Annotated in this window: 17 protein-coding genes; 9 read left to right on the top strand and 8 right to left on the bottom strand. The window is 71.3% G+C overall.

Annotated elements, in window-relative coordinates; translation table 11 throughout:
• Positions 1-93 precede the first annotated feature (93 nt).
• Genes QSK34_RS27900 through QSK34_RS27885 form a run of 4 tightly spaced genes read left to right on the top strand, consistent with a single transcriptional unit; the run spans position 94 to position 8,130 of the window.
• Positions 94-1,578 carry a DUF2397 domain-containing protein gene (locus QSK34_RS27900; protein WP_285588204.1) on the top strand — a complete coding sequence of 495 codons (1,485 nt, stop codon included), beginning with the start codon at positions 94-96 and terminating at the stop codon, positions 1,576-1,578.
• Positions 1,575-2,765, top strand: coding sequence for a TIGR02678 family protein (locus QSK34_RS27895; protein WP_285588202.1), 1,191 nt, complete (start codon positions 1,575-1,577; stop codon positions 2,763-2,765). Before QSK34_RS27900 ends, QSK34_RS27895 begins: the two co-directional genes overlap by 4 nt.
• Complete coding sequence (locus QSK34_RS27890) at positions 2,762-6,892, top strand: TIGR02680 family protein (protein ID WP_285588200.1); 4,131 nt, start codon at positions 2,762-2,764, stop codon at positions 6,890-6,892. Before QSK34_RS27895 ends, QSK34_RS27890 begins: the two co-directional genes overlap by 4 nt.
• Complete coding sequence (locus QSK34_RS27885) at positions 6,889-8,130, top strand: TIGR02679 family protein (protein WP_285588199.1); 1,242 nt, start codon at positions 6,889-6,891, stop codon at positions 8,128-8,130. Before QSK34_RS27890 ends, QSK34_RS27885 begins: the two co-directional genes overlap by 4 nt.
• 252 nt (positions 8,131-8,382) lie before the next feature.
• On the opposite strand, the gene QSK34_RS27880 is transcribed toward QSK34_RS27885, so the two are convergent.
• Genes QSK34_RS27880 through QSK34_RS27870 form a run of 3 tightly spaced genes read right to left on the bottom strand, consistent with a single transcriptional unit; the run spans position 8,383 to position 10,509 of the window.
• Entirely contained in the window at positions 8,383-8,772 is a 390-nt protein-coding gene (locus QSK34_RS27880) for an OsmC family protein (RefSeq protein WP_285588198.1), read from the bottom strand.
• Between the two features lie 10 nt (positions 8,773-8,782).
• Positions 8,783-9,823, bottom strand: a complete 1,041-nt coding sequence (locus tag QSK34_RS27875; protein ID WP_202610452.1) for a HAMP domain-containing sensor histidine kinase — start codon at positions 9,821-9,823, stop codon at positions 8,783-8,785.
• Positions 9,820-10,509, bottom strand: coding sequence for a response regulator transcription factor (locus tag QSK34_RS27870; protein ID WP_285588194.1), 690 nt, complete (start codon positions 10,507-10,509; stop codon positions 9,820-9,822). Before QSK34_RS27870 ends, QSK34_RS27875 begins: the two co-directional genes overlap by 4 nt.
• 158 nt (positions 10,510-10,667) lie before the next feature.
• Here QSK34_RS27870 and QSK34_RS27865 point away from each other — a divergent pair, with 158 nt between their 5' ends.
• Positions 10,668-11,474, top strand: a complete 807-nt coding sequence (locus QSK34_RS27865) for an FAD:protein FMN transferase (RefSeq protein ID WP_285588192.1) — start codon at positions 10,668-10,670, stop codon at positions 11,472-11,474.
• Here the strand turns inward: QSK34_RS27865 and QSK34_RS27860 are convergent.
• On the bottom strand, positions 11,471-11,752 hold the full coding sequence (locus tag QSK34_RS27860) for a hypothetical protein (protein ID WP_062341535.1): 282 nt from the start codon (positions 11,750-11,752) through the stop codon (positions 11,471-11,473). The genes QSK34_RS27865 and QSK34_RS27860 overlap by 4 nt on opposite strands.
• Positions 11,753-11,868: 116 nt before the next feature.
• Between QSK34_RS27860 and QSK34_RS27855 the strand changes: the two genes are divergently transcribed.
• On the top strand, positions 11,869-12,243 hold the full coding sequence (locus QSK34_RS27855; protein ID WP_030456650.1) for a phage holin family protein: 375 nt from the start codon (positions 11,869-11,871) through the stop codon (positions 12,241-12,243).
• Complete coding sequence (locus tag QSK34_RS27850; protein ID WP_285588186.1) at positions 12,233-13,558, top strand: aromatic amino acid lyase; 1,326 nt, start codon at positions 12,233-12,235, stop codon at positions 13,556-13,558. Before QSK34_RS27855 ends, QSK34_RS27850 begins: the two co-directional genes overlap by 11 nt.
• A gap of 72 nt (positions 13,559-13,630) precedes the next feature.
• On the opposite strand, the gene QSK34_RS27845 is transcribed toward QSK34_RS27850, so the two are convergent.
• Positions 13,631-14,611 carry a LacI family DNA-binding transcriptional regulator gene (locus tag QSK34_RS27845; RefSeq protein ID WP_285588184.1) on the bottom strand — a complete coding sequence of 327 codons (981 nt, stop codon included), beginning with the start codon at positions 14,609-14,611 and terminating at the stop codon, positions 13,631-13,633.
• A gap of 126 nt (positions 14,612-14,737) precedes the next feature.
• Between QSK34_RS27845 and QSK34_RS27840 the strand changes: the two genes are divergently transcribed.
• On the top strand, positions 14,738-15,622 hold the full coding sequence (locus QSK34_RS27840) for an amidohydrolase family protein (protein ID WP_285588182.1): 885 nt from the start codon (positions 14,738-14,740) through the stop codon (positions 15,620-15,622).
• Positions 15,619-16,158, top strand: a complete 540-nt coding sequence (locus tag QSK34_RS27835) for a cysteine dioxygenase (protein WP_285588180.1) — start codon at positions 15,619-15,621, stop codon at positions 16,156-16,158. Before QSK34_RS27840 ends, QSK34_RS27835 begins: the two co-directional genes overlap by 4 nt.
• Here QSK34_RS27835 and QSK34_RS27830 read toward each other — a convergent pair whose 3' ends face one another.
• From QSK34_RS27830 to QSK34_RS27820, 3 genes are read right to left on the bottom strand one after another with little or no spacing between them, the layout of a single operon-like run.
• The gene (locus QSK34_RS27830; protein WP_285588177.1) at positions 16,159-17,241 is read right to left on the bottom strand and encodes a glycerophosphodiester phosphodiesterase; all 1,083 of its coding nucleotides are present in this window, start codon (positions 17,239-17,241) and stop codon (positions 16,159-16,161) included. It abuts the gene before it with no gap.
• A gap of 30 nt (positions 17,242-17,271) precedes the next feature.
• Complete coding sequence (locus QSK34_RS27825) at positions 17,272-18,432, bottom strand: CynX/NimT family MFS transporter (protein WP_161481898.1); 1,161 nt, start codon at positions 18,430-18,432, stop codon at positions 17,272-17,274.
• A 23-nt stretch (positions 18,433-18,455) separates the two neighbouring features.
• Positions 18,456-19,907 (bottom strand): benzaldehyde dehydrogenase, encoded by a 1,452-nt coding sequence (locus tag QSK34_RS27820; RefSeq protein WP_285588175.1) that lies wholly within the window; start codon positions 19,905-19,907, stop codon positions 18,456-18,458.
• Positions 19,908-19,916 lie beyond the last annotated feature (9 nt).

Below are 19,916 nucleotides of genomic sequence, written 5' to 3'. Positions count from 1 at the left end.
ATGCTCGCCGCATTTGATGGTCGAATCTCCGCCTTTTCTGTCGGCGCCGCGATTTAAGGTGCGCTTGTCCCTTTCGCGAACGACAGGAGAGGCATGCCGGACGACGAGGGAGAACGCACGTCACGTCTCGACCACTACCGATACGCGACCGCCGACTACGCCGACCAGTACATCGCCCTGATGCGCCTGTTCACCGGCACGTTGATGACCGATCTCTCGGCGGCCGAGGCGGCGGCTCTGCTCCGCGAGGAGGGAATCGCCCTCTCCACTGACGACGTCGAGGACCGCTGCGCCAAATTGCGGTCGTGGGGCAATCTCGTGCCGTCCGTACGAGACGCCCGCGTCACCTCGGTGAATGAGCTGATCCGATCGCGGTCGCGTTATCAGGTGTCGAAACTGGGCGGCCTGGTCCACCGTCAGGTCGAAGAAGTGCTCAACGCGACAGGCGGAGCCCGGGAGGTGGCCCGAGAACTGCTGGGCGGAACGGTCGACCTGCTCGACCGGATTCTCAGCCGGCTGTCCGCGGGGCGCGAAAGCGACGCCGAGGCGTTGGCCGCGGACGTCACGACCGTTTTCAACAATCAACGGCTGTTCACCGACAGCGTGCGCGACTTCTACGCCTATCTCCACCAGGTGCTCGTCCGCTACGACCTGGCCGGGTCCGAATACGCCCAGTTCAAAAGCATGCTGCTGGCCTACGTCGACCTGATCACCGCCGACGTGGCCAGGCACGCCCCGGCCGTCGCCGACCGCCTCACCCGCATCGCACCCCAGCTTGACCGGCTGCTGGGGCTTCTGGACACCCTGCCGGGCCTTCAAGGTCACGACGGCACTCCGGCCGAGCGCTCGCCGGGCCGCAACCGCTCGGAATGGGACCAGCTCATCGCCTGGTACGACGGCCAGTCGGGTCCCGCCCGGCTCCGCTCCGCCGCCGAGCGGGCACTCGGCCAGCTCATCACGAACGCCAAACGGATGCTGGCGGCCGGCGGAACGGGGGTGTCTCGCCGATCCGACCTGCTGAAGCTGGCCCGATGGTTCGCCGAAGCCGACGATCAGGAAGCACATCGGATCTTCGCCGCGGCCTTCGGCGCCTACCCCTCCCGCCATCTGGCACTCGGCCCTGCCGAGCCGGACGCGAAGGCCACACCCGGCACCTCCTGGCTGGCCGCGGCCCCCGTCCGGGTGCCCGTCTCCCTGCGCGAGAGAGGCGACCGGAACGCGCGCGGACGCGATTCCCGCGTACCCGATCCGGCCGCCCACATCCGGCACCATCACTGGGCGGCCGAACGTGACCGGGCAGGGCTCACAGCCGCCGTCGCGGAACTTCTCGCAGCCGGTGACCTCGATGGGAGCCGCCTGTCCACGGCGGCATGGGATGTGCTGCTGGACCATCTGGGCAGGCTGTTCGCCGCCGCGTCCGATGAGACCGGCCGGTCGGTGGTGCGGGTGCCCGATCTCGGTTTCGAGCTCCACGGCCGGGCCGGAGACCTCACGCGCATCTCCACTGACGGCGGTACCGCCGTGCTCTCCGACCTCGGCCTGCAGGTCATCCCGCTAGGCGGGAGTGCGACCGGATGACCACGTCACATCACTCCGCCGCCGACCGCAGGACGGCTGCGCGGGCGCTGCTCGCCCACCCGATGATCACTCTCGATCGGCACCCTGAGGAGTTCTCGCTGATCCGCAGGCATGCGGTCGCACTCAAGTCGGCGTTCGCCACCTCCCTCGGATACACCCTGGTGGTCGAGTCACGGTTCGCCAGGCTCGTCAAGGCGCCGCTGACGCCCGAGGCGCCCGTCAGACCCGCCGTCCGGGCCAGCGGCCTGGCGTTTGACCCGCCGGCCTACGCCCTGCTGGCGCTGGTGTGCGCGAGCCTGCTCGCCCCCGACACCGGTGACCAGATCCTCGTCTCCCAGCTCATCGAGCAGGTCCGCGCCGACGCCGTTACCGCCGGCATCCCTCTCGGCGACACCCTTCCCGAACGGCGCAACCTGGTCGCCGCCATCGCCTACCTCATCGGCACGGGCGTCGTCACCGAGACTGACGGAACGGTCACGGCCTGGGGAGAACGTAAGGACGAAGCCCTTCTGACGATCAACCGGGCGATGCTGCCCCACCTGCTCAGCCGCCCGCTCCATCCTTTGACGGCGCCCGAACAAATGTGGGAGAACCCGCCCGACGCCGACCAGCCGCGCCGGAGCCTGCGGCGCAGGCTCGTCGAGAACCCCATGGTGCACCGGGCCGATCTCTCCGACGCCGAACGTGACGTGCTGAGCCGCGAGCGAACGGAACTGGCCCGCGTGCTGGACGAGACGTTCGGCCTGACCCTCGAGGTCCGGGCCGAGGGCGCGCTCGCCTACGACGACGAAGGTTCGCTCACCGATGTCGCCTTCCCGGGCAACGGCAAGACGAAGCAGGCGGCACTCCTCCTGATCGGGGCGCTGACGACGGAATCGGCCGGGCCCTGGAATCCAGCCGGCCGGTCCGTCGAGTGGAGTCACATCGACGGTGTGCTCACCGATCTCGCGGCGGCTCACCCCAGGGCTCTCGGTGACCTGACGACCGACCTGCCCCGAAGCCGGAAGACCATCGCGGCCCTGCTGGAGTCGGTCGGCCTCGCAACGGTGTCGTCGACCGACCTGGTGGTCCATCCGGCGGCCGCCCGTTATCGGCCCGAAGTGCTGCCGTCCGACGGCCTCACCCGGGCCAGGAAACGGCTCGAACCGGAACCCCTCTTCCCCGTCGACGAAGGAGCTGCCGAATGACCACACCGCCCAAGCACCACCCCGGGCGGCTGCGGCTCAACCGGGCCGGGATCGTCAACGTCTGGTACTACTACGACACCGAGTTCACACTGAGCGGCGGCCGCCTGATCCTCCGGGGCAGCAACGGATCCGGCAAGTCACGGGCACTGGAGATGCTGCTGCCATTCCTGCTCGACGGCGACCGCCGGCGGATGGACGCCACGGGCTCGGGCAAGGTCCGGCTCGAAGACCTCATGCGCACCGGAGCCGGAGAGCAGCACAACCGGCTCGGATATCTCTGGTTGGAGCTCACCCGAAGCCCGGTGACCGGTGAGCAACCACGCCACCTCACGCTGGGGGCGCAGGTCCGCTTCTCCGCCTCCACCGGAGAGGCCAAGGTCCGCTACTTCGTCACCCCGCTGCGGGTCGGGACCGAACTGCCGCTTCTGGGAGCCGACCGGATGCCGCTGTCACGCGACGAACTGACCAGGCTGGTGGGTGCGGATCAGATCACCGACCGGGCCGAGACCCACCGCGAGCGGGTGCAGTCACAGGTCTTCGGCCTCACCGGACACGCGGGCAAGGACCGATACGCGGGTTTGCTCGAACTCCTGCGTACGCTTCGCTCACCCGACGTCGGCAACCGCATCGAAGAGGGCCGGCTGCCTCAGATCCTCTCCGACGCGCTGCCTCCGCTGAGTGAGGCCGCGCTGGCGCAGGCGGGCGAACGACTCGACGGGCTCACCGAGACCAGGGCCGCCCAGCAGCGTCTCGCGACAGCGAACGGGCATCTCACCGAATTCCTGCGGACCTACCGGAAGTACGCCACCGGAGTCGTCCGGGCGGCCGCGCTGCGCGCCCAGAGATCGGCAGGAGTGGCGGACGACGCCATGAAGGCGCACGACCACGCCCACACCACGCTCCACGCTCTCGTCGAGGAACACACCCTGGCAGGGGAGAAGGTGGCCGAGCTGTCGGATCGCGCGGAGGAGCTCTCCCGCACCATCGACGGCATCCGCGACTCCACGGAGTACGCCGGTCTCCGCGATCTGGAGGACCGCGAGGCGAAGGTGACGGCACTCGGCAAAGCCGCCGACACGGCCCTCCTCGCCGCGGCCGCCGCCCGGCTGGCGGAGGAGAAGGCCGCCGCCGACGCCGACGATCGAGCGGGAGAGCTGGCCGACTCCGCCGAGCGCGCGGCCCAAGCCATGGAAGAGGCGCGGAGTGCCCTGGAGGACGCCGGGATGACCGTTGTCCTCCCCGTTCCCGTGGGGGTGACACTTTCGGCTCCGCCGACCGAGTCCGAGCTCATCCGCACCCATAAGGACACCGAACCCGAATCAGCGGTCCGACGGCAGCCGTTGTCGGTCGCCGTCGCCCCCGCCGATCCGTCCGGGGTGGCCGCCCAGGTGTCCCTCATCCAGGAGGCGGCCAAACAGCGCGGCGTCCACGCCGTGGCCCGCCGGGAGCAGGCGGCGGAGGTGGAGAAGAAGGCGAAGGCGGTCGAGTCGGCGGAGGAGAGGGCCGCCGACGCGGCCGCGGCCCTCGTCACCGAGCGAGAGGCGGAGGAGACGGCCTGGGCCGCACGCGACGACGCGGCCCGCGCCCTGGGGGCCGCCTGGCGCGTGTGGGTCGCCAACCCCCAGACGGTGCATCTGCTCCCAGGCACCGACTGGGAGAAGTACCCGATCTCCCGGCTGCTGCAGGACCCCGACGCCCTGTGCGGCGACGAACCCGCCGACGACCTCACGCCCCTTGACCAGACTGCGCAGCGGGCGGCCGAGCCCGCCCGCACCGCCCTGTCCGACCGGCTCGCCGACCTCCGCTCGGAGGAGTCGGCCGCGCGCGCTGAGGAGCACCGGCTGACAGTGGAACGCGACGCCCTGCACAGTGCCGTCGATCCCGACCCGCCCACACCTGGATGGGTCCGCTCTGGCGAGTGGCCGCTCTGGCGCGCCGTCGAGTTCGCCGACTCGGTTCCAGAGACCGACCGAGCCGGCCTGGAGGGAGCACTTCTGGCCTCCGGCCTGCTCACCGCCACCGTCACCGCCGACGGCTCGGTGACCGCGGCCGACGGTGACCTGCTCGTCCGGGCCGATGGTCCTCTCGCCGCGAGGTCGGCGGATCGAGTGCTGGTCCCGGTCGAGTCGGCGCCGCCCGCCGTCGCCGCGATCCTCGGCAGGATCGCCCTCGGCGACCCCGGTCATCCGGTGTCGGTGGGAGTGGACGGGACGTGGCGCAACGGCCCGCTGCACGGCCGCCATCACCCGCCGATGGCCCGTTACGTCGGCGCCGCCGCCCGAGCCGCCGCCCGGGCCGCCCGCTTGGCGGAGATCGCGGCCGACCTCGCCCGGATCGCGGCCGGCAGAGAACGGCGCCGGACACTCACCAAGGAACTGACCGACCGGCAGCGCGACCTCAACTCCCACGTCCGGACGGCTCCCACCAGCCACACCTTGACGACCGCACACGCCCTCGCCAAAGCGGCGACCACCCGGGCGGCGCATGTGGAGAAGGAAGCGACCCGTCGCCGGGAGGCGGCCCAGGAGCTCCGTGCAGAATGGTCCGCCCAGCTGAAGCGGCATCGGGCCGTCTGCGCCGACTTCGGACTGCCCAGCACCGCGGACGAGCTGAGCACGGTCATCGCCCGTACGACAACCGCGATCAGGGAGTGCCGTCAGGCCGTCACCGACGTCAACGCCGTCGGCACCGCCATGCGGCGGCACGCCAGTGCGATGGACGAGGTCGTCGACCAGCGGCGCAACCGCACGGAGGCGGAGACCCGCGCCGAGGGCGACTGGAGCGACTGGCACGCCGAAGCCAGCCGGCTGGCGGCCACCCGGGCCACCATCGGGGCCGACGCCGCCCGGATCAAGCGCGAACTCGCCGCGGCCGAACTCGACCTCAAGACCTGCCGCGGTCAGTTGAAGACCGGCCGGGCGGGGCTGGAGGAACTGGCGGGCAGGAAGGGCGCGGCCGAAGCCGCCGTGACCGCCTCGAAGGCGACCCTTCGGGAGACCGAACGCGCCCTCGACCATGAATGGCGCCGCTTCGGTTCGGTCCTGCGGCTTCCCGGCCTCGCCGAGGCCGCCCTCGATGTGGCCGACCTGCCGCAACCCCTTTCAACGGTCACTCCGGGCGACGTCCGGACCGTGGCGGAGAAGGTGGTCTCGCTCCTGCGGTCCCGGCCGTCCGCCGACGTCGACGAGACGGCGGTCGCCAGGGCCCAGCAGACGCTCGAACGCGAGCTGGCCGGAGGGTTCGACATCATTCCCAGCATCCGCGACGGCGTCCACACCGTGGCCATAGCCGACGGAACGGGCCGCCACACCGTGGTGGGCGCGGCGGCGGAGCTGAGGCGACGGCACGAAGAGGGCCAGGCCGCCCTGAGCAGCCGCGAGCAGGAGGTGTTCACCGAGTTCGTGCTCGGCGGGATCGCCGACGAACTGCGGCAGCGGCTCGGTCAGGCCGAGGATCTCATCAGGGCCATGAACGAGAGCCTCAAGACCATCCACACCAGCCACGGCATCGGGGTCCGCCTCCACTGGCGGCTGACCGACGCGGCCAAGACCGACATCGGGCGGATCCGCCGGCTCGTCTCGACCGCCGACGTGATCCGCACGCCGGAGCAGTCGGCGGAGCTCACCGAGTTGCTCAAGAACCGGGTCGGCGAGCGTTTCGCGCTCGACGAGAGCGCCGGATACACCACCCATCTGCGGGAGGCCCTCGACTACCGGGCCTGGCACGAAGTGGAGGTCGTGATCACCGGCCCCGAACCCGGCCGCGAACGCAAGATCAGTCGCCGCGCCAAGCTCAGCCAGGGCGAAACGCGTTTCGTGTCCTACGTCGCCCTGTTCGCGGCGGCCGACGCCTACCTCTCCGGTCTGCCCGACGCGTCGTCACCGCTCCGGCTGCTCCTGCTCGACGACGCCTTCGCCAAGGTCGACGACCAGACGATCGCGGTCCTCATGGGATTGCTGGTCCGTCTGGACATCGACTTCGTGATGACCGGTCATGCCCTCTGGGGTTGCTACCCCGAGGTGCCGTCCCTGGACTGCTACGAGATCCGCCGTGGCGACGACAGCCCGGCGGCCACCATCCACATTCACTGGGACGGCAGGAACAAACACCTGAGGGCGACCGGATGACCACCACGATTCCGCCCGCCACCCGCCGTTACCTGTCCGACCCTTGTCTGGATCCTCTGTGGGCGGCGGTCCGCCGCAAACTGGAGCGCCAACGACTCGCCATAGAGGGAGTCGTCACCGTGACCCTTGACGACTCGGGCGCCGCCCACCTTTCCGGGCTGCTCTCCCGGCGGATCACCCCCGGGCGCGTCCGGGTCGCGCTGGACGTGCTCGACGAGGCGCTTCGCCGGTCCGCGGCGGCACACGGGCTGCTCACGGTCGTGGCCGAGATCACCGGGCGGGCGCTCGTCGACCGTACGGCCGTCAGGGAACGGGCCCGGGAGTCGTGGTCGGAGGTCTTCTCGCTGATCGACGAACGTGTCGCCCGGCCGCCCTGGGGCGCCGCCTACGTGGCGGGGCTTCGCAGGTCGGGGCTGCTCACCCGGGTCGGGGTCGCCGCGTCCCTGCACGCGATCGGTCAGGCGGCGCCGATCCTCGACGATCTCTTCGCCGACGGCGCCGGCGACCGCCAGTGGGAACGGGCCGAACTCGCCGCCCGGCATCTCGGTGACGCCCACGGCCTCGACGACGGCCGCCTGGTGGCCTCGCTCGTGCTGCGGGCACTGGCGGCGGCCCAAGGATCGCCGCCGCCCGAGACGGCCGCGGACCGGCGGGACCTGTGGCACGGCGCCGGGGTGATCGCCGATCAGCTGTCGGGAACCGTCCTGGTCTGGGGATTGCGCCCGCCCGGTCTCGACCGCTGGTCGGCGATGATGCGGGAGCGTGCCGATCTCGGCCTGGCGACCCACCTCACCGTGCACGAACTGCTGCGGGCCGACGTCCGCTACCATCCGGCGGGCGGGCCGGTGTTCGCGTGTGAGAACCCGCAGGTGCTGCAGGCGGCGATCAGGACACCGGCGGAGCATCCACTCATGTGCCTCTACGGCAACCCCGCCGCCGCGGGGCTCCTGCTGCTGCGGAGACTGGCCGGCCAGCGCGTGAACGTGCGCTACCACGGGGACTTCGACTGGCCGGGCCTGGCGATCGCCCGGCGGATCATCGGTCTGGGAGCCGAACCGTGGCGGATGTCGGCCGACGACTACGAATCGGCCGTGCCCGCCGACGACCGGGCCACGACGCTCCACGGGCGGCCGGTCGCCACGCCCTGGGATCCCCGGTTGGAGACGGTGATGCGGGACCGCGGGGTGGCCGTCCATGAGGAGGCCGTTCTCGAGTCGCTGCTGCCCGATCTGCTGTGACTGTCGCCGGACATACGTCGGGGCCGACGCAGTCCCCCAACTGCGCCGGCCCCGACTCCAAGCGGTGCCGCCGAGACGCCCTCCCCCAAAGGCGTCTGGACGGCTTCCCCCGCTCTCGGGCGCGGTTCCCCCTCCGCGCCCTTATGGGAAAAAGGCTTGTGTGGTGGCTTTCCAGCCCCCTTGACCTGCTTCCACGTTACTGAACCGACCTTAAGGACCGCGCAATGGCACTGCCGGTTGTTGGTCTAAGTCTCAGGAGTCCGGCAGGTCGAGCTTGACCTCGGTCCCGGCTTCCAGGGATCGGCTCACGATGCAGTGTCTGTCGTGTACACGCTGGGCTATTTCGTGGAACTTCGCCATCGGCATGCCCTCGGGCAGCTCGATTTCGTAGCTGACCGTCACTTTGCCCAGCAGGGTCGGCGCTGACCTTTCCGCGCTGATCGTCACAGAAAGTTCAGGGAGCCGGAGGCCGCGCTGCGTGGTCAGCGGCTCGACGGTCATCGCGTTGCAGGCGCCCACGGCGACCTGGAGCAGTTCGACCGCGCCGAACTCGCCGTCGCCGTGCCCGAGGGCCACCTGCGCGCCCCGCTCGTTGGTCGCCACGAAACCGGATGGGGTCCGGGTAACCCGTACATCTCCCATGAAAAGCACCCTACGGGAAGGCCAGTTTCACGAGCGTGCCGCCGCCGGGGGCGGGACCTGCGGAGACCGAGCCGCCGTGGCTGTCGACGACCTGGCGGACGATCGCCAGGCCCAGGCCGGAGCCGGGCATGGCGCGGGCGGCGGAGGCGCGGTAGAAGCGGTCGAAGACGTGCGGGAGGTCCTCGACGGCGATGCCGGGGCCGTGGTCGCGGACGGTCAGCTCGCCGTCGCGCAGCAGGACCTCGACCGTCGCGCCGGCGGGGCTGTACTTGGCGGCGTTGTCCAGGACGTTGCCGACCGCCCGGGAGAGCCGGTCGGCGACGCCCAGGACCACCACGGGGTCCAGGTCGGAGGTGTATCTGGTCAGGGGCCAGTGGGAGGAGGCGCGGGTGATCTCCCTGGACACGATCTCGTCCAGGCGCAGCGGCTCCACCAGGGCCTGGGGTTCCTCGTCGCGGGCGAGTTCGACGATGTCGGAGACCAGGCCGGTGAGCTCCTCCAGGCCGCTGATCACCGCGGCGGCCACCTCCTCGCGCTCCTCGGCGGGCAGGCGGCCGCGCTGGAGGAGCTCGGCGTTGGTGCGCACCGCCGTCAGGGGGGTGCGCAGTTCGTGCGACGCGTCGGCGACCAGGCGTTTCTGGGCCTTGGCCGAGCGTTCCAGGGCGTCGAGCATCGTGTTGAAGCTGCGGGCGAGGCTGCCGAGCTCGTCGTCGCCGGTGACGTCGATCCGGGTGGTCAGGTCGCTGGTGTCGGCCACCCGGCGGGCGGCGTCCTTGAACTTGCCGACGGGGCGCAGGCCCGTCCAGGCGGCGATCCAGCCCAGCGCCCCCGACAGGCACAGGCCGCCGAGGGCGATGGCGAAGAAGGGCCAGCCGAGGTCGGTCACCTCGGCGAGGCCGGCCAGCACGCCCGACGGCGGGCGGTAGCCGTAGCTGCCCATCGCCGACTCGAAGCGGTTGCAGGTGATCCGGTAGGCCGCGTAGACGACCACGCTGACGCTGACCGCGCCGGCCAGCGCCGAGGCCAGGGCCATCCGCCAGTGCAGTTTCACGAGCGCTCCCGCCCCGGGGACCGCAGGGCGTAGCCCAGGCCGTGGACGGTCTGGATGAGCCGGGGTTCCCCGTCGGCCTCGGTCTTGCGGCGCAGGTAGCGGATGTAGACCTCCAGGGAGTTCGACCCGGGGGTGAACTCGTAGCCCCAGATCCGCTCCAGGATGACCTCCCGCGTCAGCACCTGGCCGCCGTTGCGGATCAGGAGGTCCAGCAGCGCGTACTCGGTGCGGGTGAGGTCGAAGACCCGGGTGCCGCGGCGGGCCTGGCGGCGGTCGGGCAGCAGGTGCAGGTCGGCGAAGGAGGTCTCCGGGGGCGGGGCCGCCCGCCGCAGCAGCGCGCGGACGCGGGCGAAGAGCTCCTCCAGGGCGAACGGCTTGACCAGGTAGTCGTCGGCGCCGGCGTCCAGACCGGCCACCCGGTCACCCACGCCGTCGAGCGCGGTCAGCATCAGGACGGGGGTGCGGTCGCCGTTCTTGCGCAGGCGGCGGCAGACCTCCAGGCCGTCCATGTCGGGCATCATCACGTCCAGGACGACCACGTCGGGAGCGTTCCCGGCGATGGCGGCCAGGGCGGTCACGCCGTCGACGGCGCTGGCCACGCGGTGGCCCTCGACGCGGAGCGCGCGGGCGATGGCGGTCCGCACTTCGGGCTCGTCGTCCACGACGAGCACTCGGGTCTCTGGCACAGCGGACATTCTGCCGTCGGTTCATGAAAAGTCGCTGAGTAAAGTAAATAATCCGACATACCTCTTAAAAGGGACGAACGTTCTGAGATTGAATCGTTATCGGGCTTGAACGCGTCCCTGCTCCGGCGCGTATCTCTGCTCGGAGACGAAGGAGTGCGATGACTACCTCTACGGACACCACCACCCGCCGCATCGACCGCTTCCCCGGTGCTCACCGAGCTGAGGACCTCATGGGATCGCATGTCGGGATCGACATCCGTACGGCTCTCCCGCAGCGGGAGCTGCGCCCGCTCCTCGACGACGCGTTCCGGTGGCTGCGCTGGGTCGAAGAAACGTTCAGCACCCGCAAGCCCGACAGCCAGCTCAACCGGCTGGCGCGCAAGGAGATCACGCCCGAGGAGGCGGCGCCCGAACTGACCGAGGTGCTCCAGCGGATCGCCGAGCTCGACAAGATCACGGACGGGTTCTTCGGCGGCGCGACGGGCGAGGCGGCCGGATCCGGATACGTGCGCGACTGGGCCCTCGAACGGGTGTCCCGCGCGCTGGCCGCCGCCGGGGCGGTGGACCACTGCGTCAGCGCCGACGGCGACGTCCGCGTCCGGGGATCGGCCCGGCCGGGGGTGCCGTGGCGGGTCGGGCTCAAGGACCCCAGCGAGGGGGCCGTGTCACGGGTGGTCTTCGCCCACGACCTGGCGGTCGCCACCGCCGAACGGCCGAACGGCTCGGGCGCCCAGGGCGACCTGGCCTCGGTGACCGTCGTCGGGCCCGACCTCGCGACGGCAGGGGCGTACGCCACGGCGCTGCACGCCATGGGCTCGGTCCGGGCCCGCCGGTTCGCCCGGGAGATCGCGCTGCCGAAGGACACCCAGGCGACCCCCTACGACGTGATGCTCACCGGGCTCGACGGCCGGGTGACCAGCACGCCGGGGTTCCTCGTCTACGGGCCCGACGTCAAGGCGAGCTAGTCGTCGAGGTCGTTGTGCTTGGAGAGGTACTCGATGTAGACCGGCCGCAGTGCCTCTCCCAGCTTGCCCTCGCCCGCGGCCATGGCGTCGCTCAGCAGCGCCGAAACCCTGCTCAGGTCGTTGGCGGTCTCCTCCTCGCGGCCGCTGGCGCCCTGGGCGGCCGGGATGACCTTCAGCAGGTCCCACAGGAACCCGAAGTCGCCGTGGCGCACGGCATACCGGACCGCGCGGTCGTGCAGTTCCTTCGCGGAGAGCTGTTCGAGCTGGTCGACGTTCATGATCTGGCCCACCCCCAAGCGGTGATTTCCCGGGACGATCACCACCTATGCCCAACAACGGGTCAGAGTCACGCGACCTTCGCCCAGAGCGGGCCGGACGTGCGAGGATCACCATCGTGAAATACATCGTCAAGATCCTCGTGGTCGCGGCGGCATTGTGGGTGTCGACCCGCGTCGTCGACGGAATCACGGTCGGCGGCGAGTCGACCGCCAAAGAGATCGGCACGCTGCTCGCGGTGGCGCTGATCTTCGGGGTGATCAACGCCCTCCTCAAGCCGATCATCAAAACGATCGGCTGCGCCTTCTACGTCCTCACGCTGGGTCTGTTCGCGCTCGTCGTGAACGCCGGCCTGCTGCTCCTGACCAGCTGGATCGCCGACCAGCTGACGCTCCCGTTCGAGGTCGCCGGGTTCTGGGCGGCCTTCTGGGGAGCGATCATCATCGGCGTGATCTCCTGGCTGCTCGACCTGATCCTCGGAATTGACGACTAGGACTGTCCTGCTCGACGGCTCGACCCTGACCTGCGACGAGGTCAGGGCGGTCGGCTACGGCACGGCGAAGGTCGAGCTGGGCTCCCCGGCCCGGGCCGAAGACGCCTTCGCCGCCGCCCGGGAGCAGACCGGCCCGGTCTACGGCCGCACCACCGGCGTGGGGGCCAACAAAGACGTCGAGGTGCACGAACCGGGCCTCGACCTGCTGCGCAGCCACGCCGGGGGCGCCGGGCCGCTGATCGAACCGGCCCGCGCGACCGCGATGCTGACGGTCCGCCTCAACCAGCTCCTGCGCGGCGGTTCGGGGATCAACCCGGCGCTGCTGCCCGTCCTGGCCGAGGCGATCAACGGACGGGCCGTCCCGCCGGTCCGGCTCTACGGCGCGATCGGCACCGGCGATCTCACCGCCCTGTCCACCACGGCGCTCTGCCTGCTCGGCGAGACGCCCTGGAACGGTCCCCGCTTCCGGCTGGCCTCCGCCGACGCCCTGCCGTTCATCAGCTCCAACGCCCTCACCCTGGCCGACGCCGCGCTGGCCTGCGCCGATCTGGCCCGGCTGCTGGAGGCGTCGGTGCGGGTCGCCGCCCGCACGTGGCGGGCCGCCGGGGCGTCGGTCGAACCGCTCGCGTACGAGGTCCAGCGCGCCCGCCGCCACCCCGGTCAGGCCAGGGTCGCCGCCGCGCTGAGCGCCCTGCTCGACGACCACTCCCCCGCCGGCCGTCTCCAGGACCCCTACGGCTACCGCGCGCTGCCGCAGGTCCACGGCGCGGCGTTCGACGCCCTCGACCTGGCCCGGCGGGCGGTCACCATCGACATGAACTCGGCGGCCGAGAACCCACTGATCGCGGGCGAGGCGGCCTGGCACAACGGCAACTTCCACACCGCGCCGGTCGCGCTGGCCCTCGACGCCCTGCGGGCCGCGCTGGTGCAGACGGCCTCGCTCTCGACCGCCCGCCTGGCCACGCTGATGGAACCGGCCTACACCGGCCTGCTGCCCTTCCTCGCCGGGTCACCCGGGAAGTCGGGCGCCCTGATCCTCGAGTACGTCGCCCACGACGCCCTCGCCTCCCTGCGCCAGCTCGCCGCCCCGGTGACCCTGGGCGGCGCGGTCCTGTCGCGCAGCGTCGAAGACCACGCCGGGTTCGGCACCCAGGCGGCGCGGGCCTGCCTGGCCGCGCGGGAGCCCTACGAGATCATCCTGGCCTGCGAACTGGTCGCCGCCGACCGCGCCCTGGCCATCCGCACCGGCGAGACCCCGGAAGACCGGTCGTTGGAGGCCGACATCGAGGCGGCCCGCTCGGCATTGGCCGACTGACCACGCCGAACCACCGGCAGCGGGCCACAGGAAAACGCCGCCTCGGAGCCGGCCTGCTTCGGGAGAACCCCGTCAGCGGCGAGCGACCGACCCTCGTTCGCGCAGCGTCGGCTTCTGGACGACCCGGCGCCGGCGCAGTGTCCCGTCGGCGGCGCCGAGCACGAGCCGGACCGCCGACCGGACGATCGTGTCGAGATCCCAGCTCACCGTGGTCAGGCCGAGCAGCTCCGACATCGGGTGGTCGTCGTAGCCCATGACGGAGACGTCTCCGGGAACGGAGAGACCGAGGTCACCGGCCGCTTTGAGGACTCCGTAGGCGATGGAGTCGGAGAAGCAGAACACCGCGCTCGGCCGGTCGCGCAACACCGCGCGGGCCGCCTCGGCCGCCGGGCCGAGTCCCTGGGGGCAGGTCGCCACCGTCACCTCCAGCCCGAGCCGCGCGGCCTCGGCGGTGACCAGGCGGTCGGCGGGCCGGTCGGGCGTCTCGGCCAGGGTCGGGGTCAGCACCGCGACCCGCCGGTGGCCGCGTCCGGCCAGGTATTCGAGGGCGAGGGTGACGCCGCTCTGGTTGTCGAAGACCACCTCGGCGGCGGTGCGGGCCTCTTTCAGCGCGTCGCCGATCGTGACCAGCGGGATGTCCTCCGCGATTCCCGCCCAGAACGGCGCGGCCGGGTCGACCGGCTGGACGATCAGCCCGTCGACCCCCCGGAGCTGCCGGGCCAGGGTGCGCTCGCGGTCGGGGTCGCCGGCGGCGTCGAGGATCAGGCCGTAGTGGTCCTTCTCCCGCAGCGACCGGCCGATGCCGACGGCCAGCGACTGCTGCCAGAGGTCCTCCAGCGAGCCGCAGAGCACGCCGATCATCCCGGTACGCCCGCTGGCCAGCGCCCGCGCGTTGGGATCGGCCTCGTAGCCGAGCTCGGCCGCGGCGCGGCGGACCCGGTGCATGGTCTCCTCGGAGACCTGGAGCCCCCGTAGTGCGTAGCTGACGGCGGCGGTGGACAGGCCGGTCGCCTGGGCCACCTCACGGATCGTCGCTCGCTTCCGTTGGGGCATCGATCCAGCCTACTTGACACATATGGGGTGAAACGGTTCACTTAAGCGAATCAGTGAAGCGGTTCACTAGCCTCAGATCGATATACCTGTATTATGAGTAGGGAATTCGGGTTGGAGGAGGCGGAGATGGCTGTGGACGTGCACCAGCACCTCTGGCCTGCGCCTTTTCTCGACGCGCTGCGTTCCAGGACCGCCAACCCTCGCCTCGACGGCTGGACCCTGCTGCTCGACGGCGAACCGGCCTACGAGGTGAACCCGGCCGACCACGACCCGGCCGCACGCGCCAAGCTGAACTCCGCGCTCGAACTCGCACTCGTCTCGTTGTCCAGCCCGCTGGGCATCGAGCACCTCCCGCCCGACGAGGCGTGGCCGCTGATCGACGCCTTCCACGAGGGCATGGCGGCCCTCCCGGAGCCCTTCGGCTTCTGGGCGGCGGCGCCGGTGACCGACGTCTCCGTGCCGAAGCTCGAAGAGGCGCTCGCCGCCGGGGCGGTCGGCCTCCAGCTCCCGGCCACGGCGATCCAGGACGAACAGGGGCTGGCCCGCGTCGCGCCGCTGCTCGACGCCCTGGGCGAGCGCCCGCTCTTCGTCCATCCCGGACCGGCCTCGGCGCCCGGCACCCCGCCATGGTGGCCCGCCGTCGTGCCCTACGTGCAGCAGATGCACGCCGCCTGGTACGCCTTCCAGGCGTTCGGCCGGGCCCGGCACCCCCGGCTCAAAGTCTGTTTCGCGCTGCTGGCCGGTCTCGCGCCGCTGCACGCCGAACGCCAGATCACCCGCGGCGGCTCGGGCCGCGGCCTCGTCGATCCGGCCGTGTTCGTGGAGACCTCGTCCTACGGCCCCCGCGCCGTCGACGCGGTGGTCCGGGAGCTCGGCATCGACGTGGTCGTCAACGGGTCCGACCGCCCCTACGCCGAAGCGCCCGTGCTCGACTTCGGGCCGGCCGCCCGGCACGCCATCACCGTGGCGAATCCCGCCAGATTGCTGACACGAAAGGAGCCGTCCTCATGAGCACGCCCACCATCCCGGTGCCGGGCACCTGTCCCGCGGCCCCTTTCGAGTCGCTGCCACCACGCCCACTCGACCGGCGTGAGCTGCGGGAACTCGTCGACGACCTGGCCGTCAAGCCGGAGCTCTGGCAGGAGCACCTGTCGTTCGAGGGCTCCGAGGACGGCGGACGCCACTACGCCTCGCTCTACCGCGACGCCTACGTCGACGTCTGGTTGTTGTGCTGGCGGCCCGAAGACGACACGGGCTGGCACGACCACGACGTCTCGTCGGGCGCGGTCAACGTGGTCCGGGGCACGCTGGTGGAGGCCAACCCCCGCATCGGCGGCGAACACCTGGAGACCAGCGTGCGCGCCGGGACCTCCTTCAGCTTCGGTCCCGACCACATCCACCGCCTGACAGGGGCGGAGCACGGCAGCGTGTCGATCCACGCCTACTCCCCGCCCCTGTGGCGGCTCGGTCAGTACTCGATCAGCGACGACGGCATGATGCGCCGCCAGTCGGTGAGCTACGCCGACGAGCTGCGCCCGCTCGACTAGTCACTTGTCCGAGCTGAGCACCGCGCGGGGCATCGCGGGGTCGTCGGCGAAGATGCCGTCGATCTCCTGCTCGAACAGCGCCGCCGCGAAGCCCATGACGTTCCCGACCGCGCGCGGGAAAGCCGGGCTGGCCGGGTTGCCGAACTGGTAGTCGGCCGGGAGCTGCGCGTTCTCGTTGCGCAGCGTCCAGGCGTGCACGATCAGGTCCTCGCGGTGGGCGTCGCGCACCAGCGTGGTCGGCGGCAGGGTGCGGTTGTCGGGGCCGACCGGGAGGATCCGGCGGGTGTTGACGCCGATGCCGTCGGCGTAGGTGCGGATCTCGCGCAGGCCCTCGCGGGTGACCATCTGGTCGTAGGTGAGGGTCGCGGTGTCGAACGGCTTGCCGGCGGCGTCGATGAGCTGGGCCAGCTTGAGCTTGGTCTTGGGCCGCAGCGCCTTCAGGTTGCCGACCTCGAACGACTGGATGATGACCGGGTCGCCGGAACGGCGCCAGCCGTAGCGGTCGAGCACGTCCAGGAGCGGCTCCTCCAGCGACAGGCCGATGGAGTCGAAGTACGTGGGGTGCTTCGTCTCCGGGTAGATGCCGACCTCGTGGCGCTGCGCCAGCTGGATCACCTCCTCCAGGGTGGGGATCTCGGCCAGGCCGTTGAACGCGGCGTTGTTCGGCCGCAGGTCGGGGATGCGCTCGGTGGCCCGCAGCGTCTTCAGCTCGGCGAGGGTGAAGTCCTCGGTGAACCAGCCGGTGATCGGGCGGCCGTCGATGACCTTGGTGGTGCGGCGGCCCGCGAACTCGGTGCGGGTGGAGACGTCGGTGGTGCCGCCGATCTCGTTCTCGTGCCGGGCGACGAGCACGCCGTCCTTGGTGGAGACGAGGTCGGGCTCGATGTAGTCGGCCCCCAGGGCGATGGCCGCCTCGTACGAGAGCAGGGTGTGCTCCGGACGGACGGCGCTGGCGCCCCGGTGGCCGATCACGGTGACGTCGCCGAAGCGGCGCTTGGCGGACGCGGGGGTGGTGCCCATCAGGGCGCCGGCGGCCGTTCCGGCCGCGAGCACGGTGATCGCGCCTCTGCGCGTGAGACTCATGGGCCGGACGGTAAAGGGGTGAGGTGAAGATCAGGTGCCGTGCGGTTGACGTGCGGCGAGATAACCCAACACCAATTGCACGCCGCAGACGCCGAGCCCCACGACCAGGGGAACCGTCCAGCCCCCGCTGACCTGGTAGATGGCGCCGATCACGACCGGGCCGATCGCGGCCAGGGTGTAGCCGGTCGACTGGGCGACGGCCGACAGGGCGGTGACCGAGCGGGGGTCGGGGGCGCGCAGCGTGATGATCAGCAGCGCCAGCGCGATCGAGGCGCCCTGGCCGAGGCCGAGCACGATCATCCACAACCACGGGACGGTGGTCGGCCAGAACAACACGCCGACGTACCCGACGATGGTGACCACGGCCGCCCACATGACGTGCGGAACCTGCGATTTCGCCTTCCCCGCGTGAATCGGCACGGTCAGGGTGGCGGCGATCTGGGCCACGTTGGTCAGCCCGAGCAGGTATCCGGCGTCGTCGGCGCTGAGCCCGGCGTCGGTGAAGATCGTGGGCAGCCAGGCCAGCATGATGTAGAAGGTCATCGACTGGACGCCCATGTACGTCGCGACGTACCAGGTCACCCGGCGCTTCATCAGCGCCCGGAAGGGCCGCGGCGCCTGCGGGGGCGGCGGGGTCGGGGTGCGGAGCACCTGCGGCAACCAGACGATCGCCGAGATCAGGGCGAAGATCGCCGTCGTGGCGGCGGCCCAGCGCCAGCCCATCTCCTGGGCGAGCGGCACCATCACGGCCGAGCCGAGGGCGGCGCCGCTGACCAGGCTGCTGACGTAGAGACCGGTGAACAGGCCCACCCGGTCGGGGAAGTGCTGTTTGACCAGGCCGGGCATGATCACGTTCATGAACGCGATGGCGGTGCCGGCCATCGCCGCGCCCAGGTAGAGCGTGACGACGCCGCCGGAGCTGCGGATCACGACTCCGGCGATGAGGAGCAGCATGCCCGCCATGAGGGTGCGGTCGAGACCGAGACGGGAGGACAGGATCGGGCCCAGCGGGCCCAGGAGGCCGAGGCACAACAACATGATGGTGGTGATGGCCCCGGCCGCCGCGGGGGAGAGGGACAGGTCGGACATGATCTCGCCCAGGAGCGGCGAGACTCCGGCGAGCGCCGGTCGCAGGTTGAGGGCGGCCAGGACGAACCCGGCGACCAGCAACAACCAGCCGTTCTTTCTCATGACCCCCGAACCTACAAGATCGGTCAAAACGGATAAGCAGCGATGTCACCCTGGACGGTCACCCACTGAGTGTGGGTGAACGCGTCGGCGTTCGCGCGGGGTCCGCCGAACCGCGAACCGGTGCCCGAGGCGCCGAGCCCGCCGAAGGGCGCGACTGCCTCGTCGTCAACGGTCTGGTCGTTGATGTGCACGATCCCGGTGGGGATCTGCTCGGCCAGGTGCATCGCCTTCATCACGTCGCGGCTGAGGATGCCGAGCGACAGGCCGTACTCGCTGTCGCCCGCCAGGGCCACCGCCTCCTCGATCGTGTGGAAGGGCATGACCGGGGCGACCGGCCCGAACACCTCGTTGTCGTAGGCGGGGCCCGCTCCGGCGAGCACCGTCGGACGGTAGAAGAGGTCCTCGTACGTCCCGCCCGCCGCCAGCCGCGCGCCCGCCTCGACGCTGCCGGTGACCAGGGCGTGCACCTTGTCCCGCTGGCCCGCGGAGATCAGCGGCCCGAGGGCGACCTGCTGGGTGGCCGGGTCGCCCACGGGCAGGTGGTCGGCCTTGGCGGCGAGGCGCTCGACGTACTCGTCGGCCAGGGAGGCGTGCACGAGGTGGCGGCCGGTGGTCATGCAGATCTGGCCCTGGTGCAGGAACGAGCCCCACGCCCCGGCCGAGGCGGCCAGGTCGAGGTCGGCGTCGTCGAGCACGATCAGCGCCGAGTTGCCGCCGAGCTCCAGGTGGGCCCGCTTGAGCAGGCGTCCGCAGGCCTCGCCGACCTTGCGTCCGGCGGCGGTCGAGCCGGTGAACGAGATGACCGGCACCAGCGGGTCGGCGACCAGCGCCTCCCCCGCCTCGGGGCCGCCCGGCAGGACGTGCAGCAGCCCTTCGGGCAGCCCGGCCTCCTCCAGCACCCGGGCGATCACCACCCCGCCCGAGACGGCGGTCCGCGCGTCGGGCTTGAGCACGACGGCGTTGCCCAGCGCGAGCGCGGGCGCGACCGAGCGGATGCCCAGGATCAGCGGCACGTTGAAGGGCGCGATCACGCCGACCACGCCGACCGGGACGCGCCGGGCCAGGCTGAGCCGCTTGCGGTTGGTGGGCAGGATCTCGCCGGTCGTCCCGGAGGCCAGGGCCGCCGCCTCGAAGCACTCCTGCGCGGCGACGTGGGTCTCCAGGCCGGCTTTCGGCGGTACGGAGCCGGTCTCCCGGATGATCCAGTGGTGGATCTCCTCGGCGTACTGCTCGAAGAGGGCGCCCGCGCGGCGGAGCACGGCGGCGCGCTCCTCGAAGTTGGTCGCCGCCCAGTCCTTCTGCGCCTGGGCGGCCCTGCGGGCGGCGGCCCGCACGTCGTCGGCCCCGGCGACGCCGATCCGGCCGAGTTCGCCGCCGGTGGCGGGCTCGACCACGGCCGCTTCGCCCGCCTGCGAGGTGACCCAGCCGCCGCTGTAGATCCGACCGGTCCAGAGTTTGGGGTCCAGCAGGGACATGTGACCCTC

It is taken from the genome of Herbidospora sp. NBRC 101105, assembly GCF_030269205.1.
In the GTDB taxonomy this organism is placed as follows: domain Bacteria; phylum Actinomycetota; class Actinomycetes; order Streptosporangiales; family Streptosporangiaceae; genus Herbidospora; species Herbidospora solisilvae.
Note: the sequence above shows the minus strand (reverse complement) of the source record. Positions and strands in the feature narration are given on the sequence as shown.

Bases quoted from the DNA above. Each gene is read 5' to 3' on its own strand.
- QSK34_RS27900 (WP_285588204.1), top strand. From the start codon at position 94: ATGCCGGACGACGAGGGAGAACGCACGTCACGTCTCGACCACTACCGA.
- QSK34_RS27895 (WP_285588202.1), top strand. From the start codon at position 1,575: ATGACCACGTCACATCACTCCGCCGCCGACCGCAGGACGGCTGCGCGG.
- QSK34_RS27890 (WP_285588200.1), top strand. From the start codon at position 2,762: ATGACCACACCGCCCAAGCACCACCCCGGGCGGCTGCGGCTCAACCGG.
- QSK34_RS27885 (WP_285588199.1), top strand. From the start codon at position 6,889: ATGACCACCACGATTCCGCCCGCCACCCGCCGTTACCTGTCCGACCCT.
- QSK34_RS27880 (WP_285588198.1), bottom strand. From the start codon at position 8,772: ATGGGAGATGTACGGGTTACCCGGACCCCATCCGGTTTCGTGGCGACC.
- QSK34_RS27865 (WP_285588192.1), top strand. From the start codon at position 10,668: ATGACTACCTCTACGGACACCACCACCCGCCGCATCGACCGCTTCCCC.
- QSK34_RS27860 (WP_062341535.1), bottom strand. From the start codon at position 11,752: ATGAACGTCGACCAGCTCGAACAGCTCTCCGCGAAGGAACTGCACGAC.
- QSK34_RS27845 (WP_285588184.1), bottom strand. From the start codon at position 14,611: ATGCCCCAACGGAAGCGAGCGACGATCCGTGAGGTGGCCCAGGCGACC.
- QSK34_RS27840 (WP_285588182.1), top strand. From the start codon at position 14,738: ATGGCTGTGGACGTGCACCAGCACCTCTGGCCTGCGCCTTTTCTCGAC.
- QSK34_RS27835 (WP_285588180.1), top strand. From the start codon at position 15,619: ATGAGCACGCCCACCATCCCGGTGCCGGGCACCTGTCCCGCGGCCCCT.
- QSK34_RS27830 (WP_285588177.1), bottom strand. From the start codon at position 17,241: ATGAGTCTCACGCGCAGAGGCGCGATCACCGTGCTCGCGGCCGGAACG.
- QSK34_RS27825 (WP_161481898.1), bottom strand. From the start codon at position 18,432: ATGAGAAAGAACGGCTGGTTGTTGCTGGTCGCCGGGTTCGTCCTGGCC.
- QSK34_RS27820 (WP_285588175.1), bottom strand. From the start codon at position 19,907: ATGTCCCTGCTGGACCCCAAACTCTGGACCGGTCGGATCTACAGCGGC.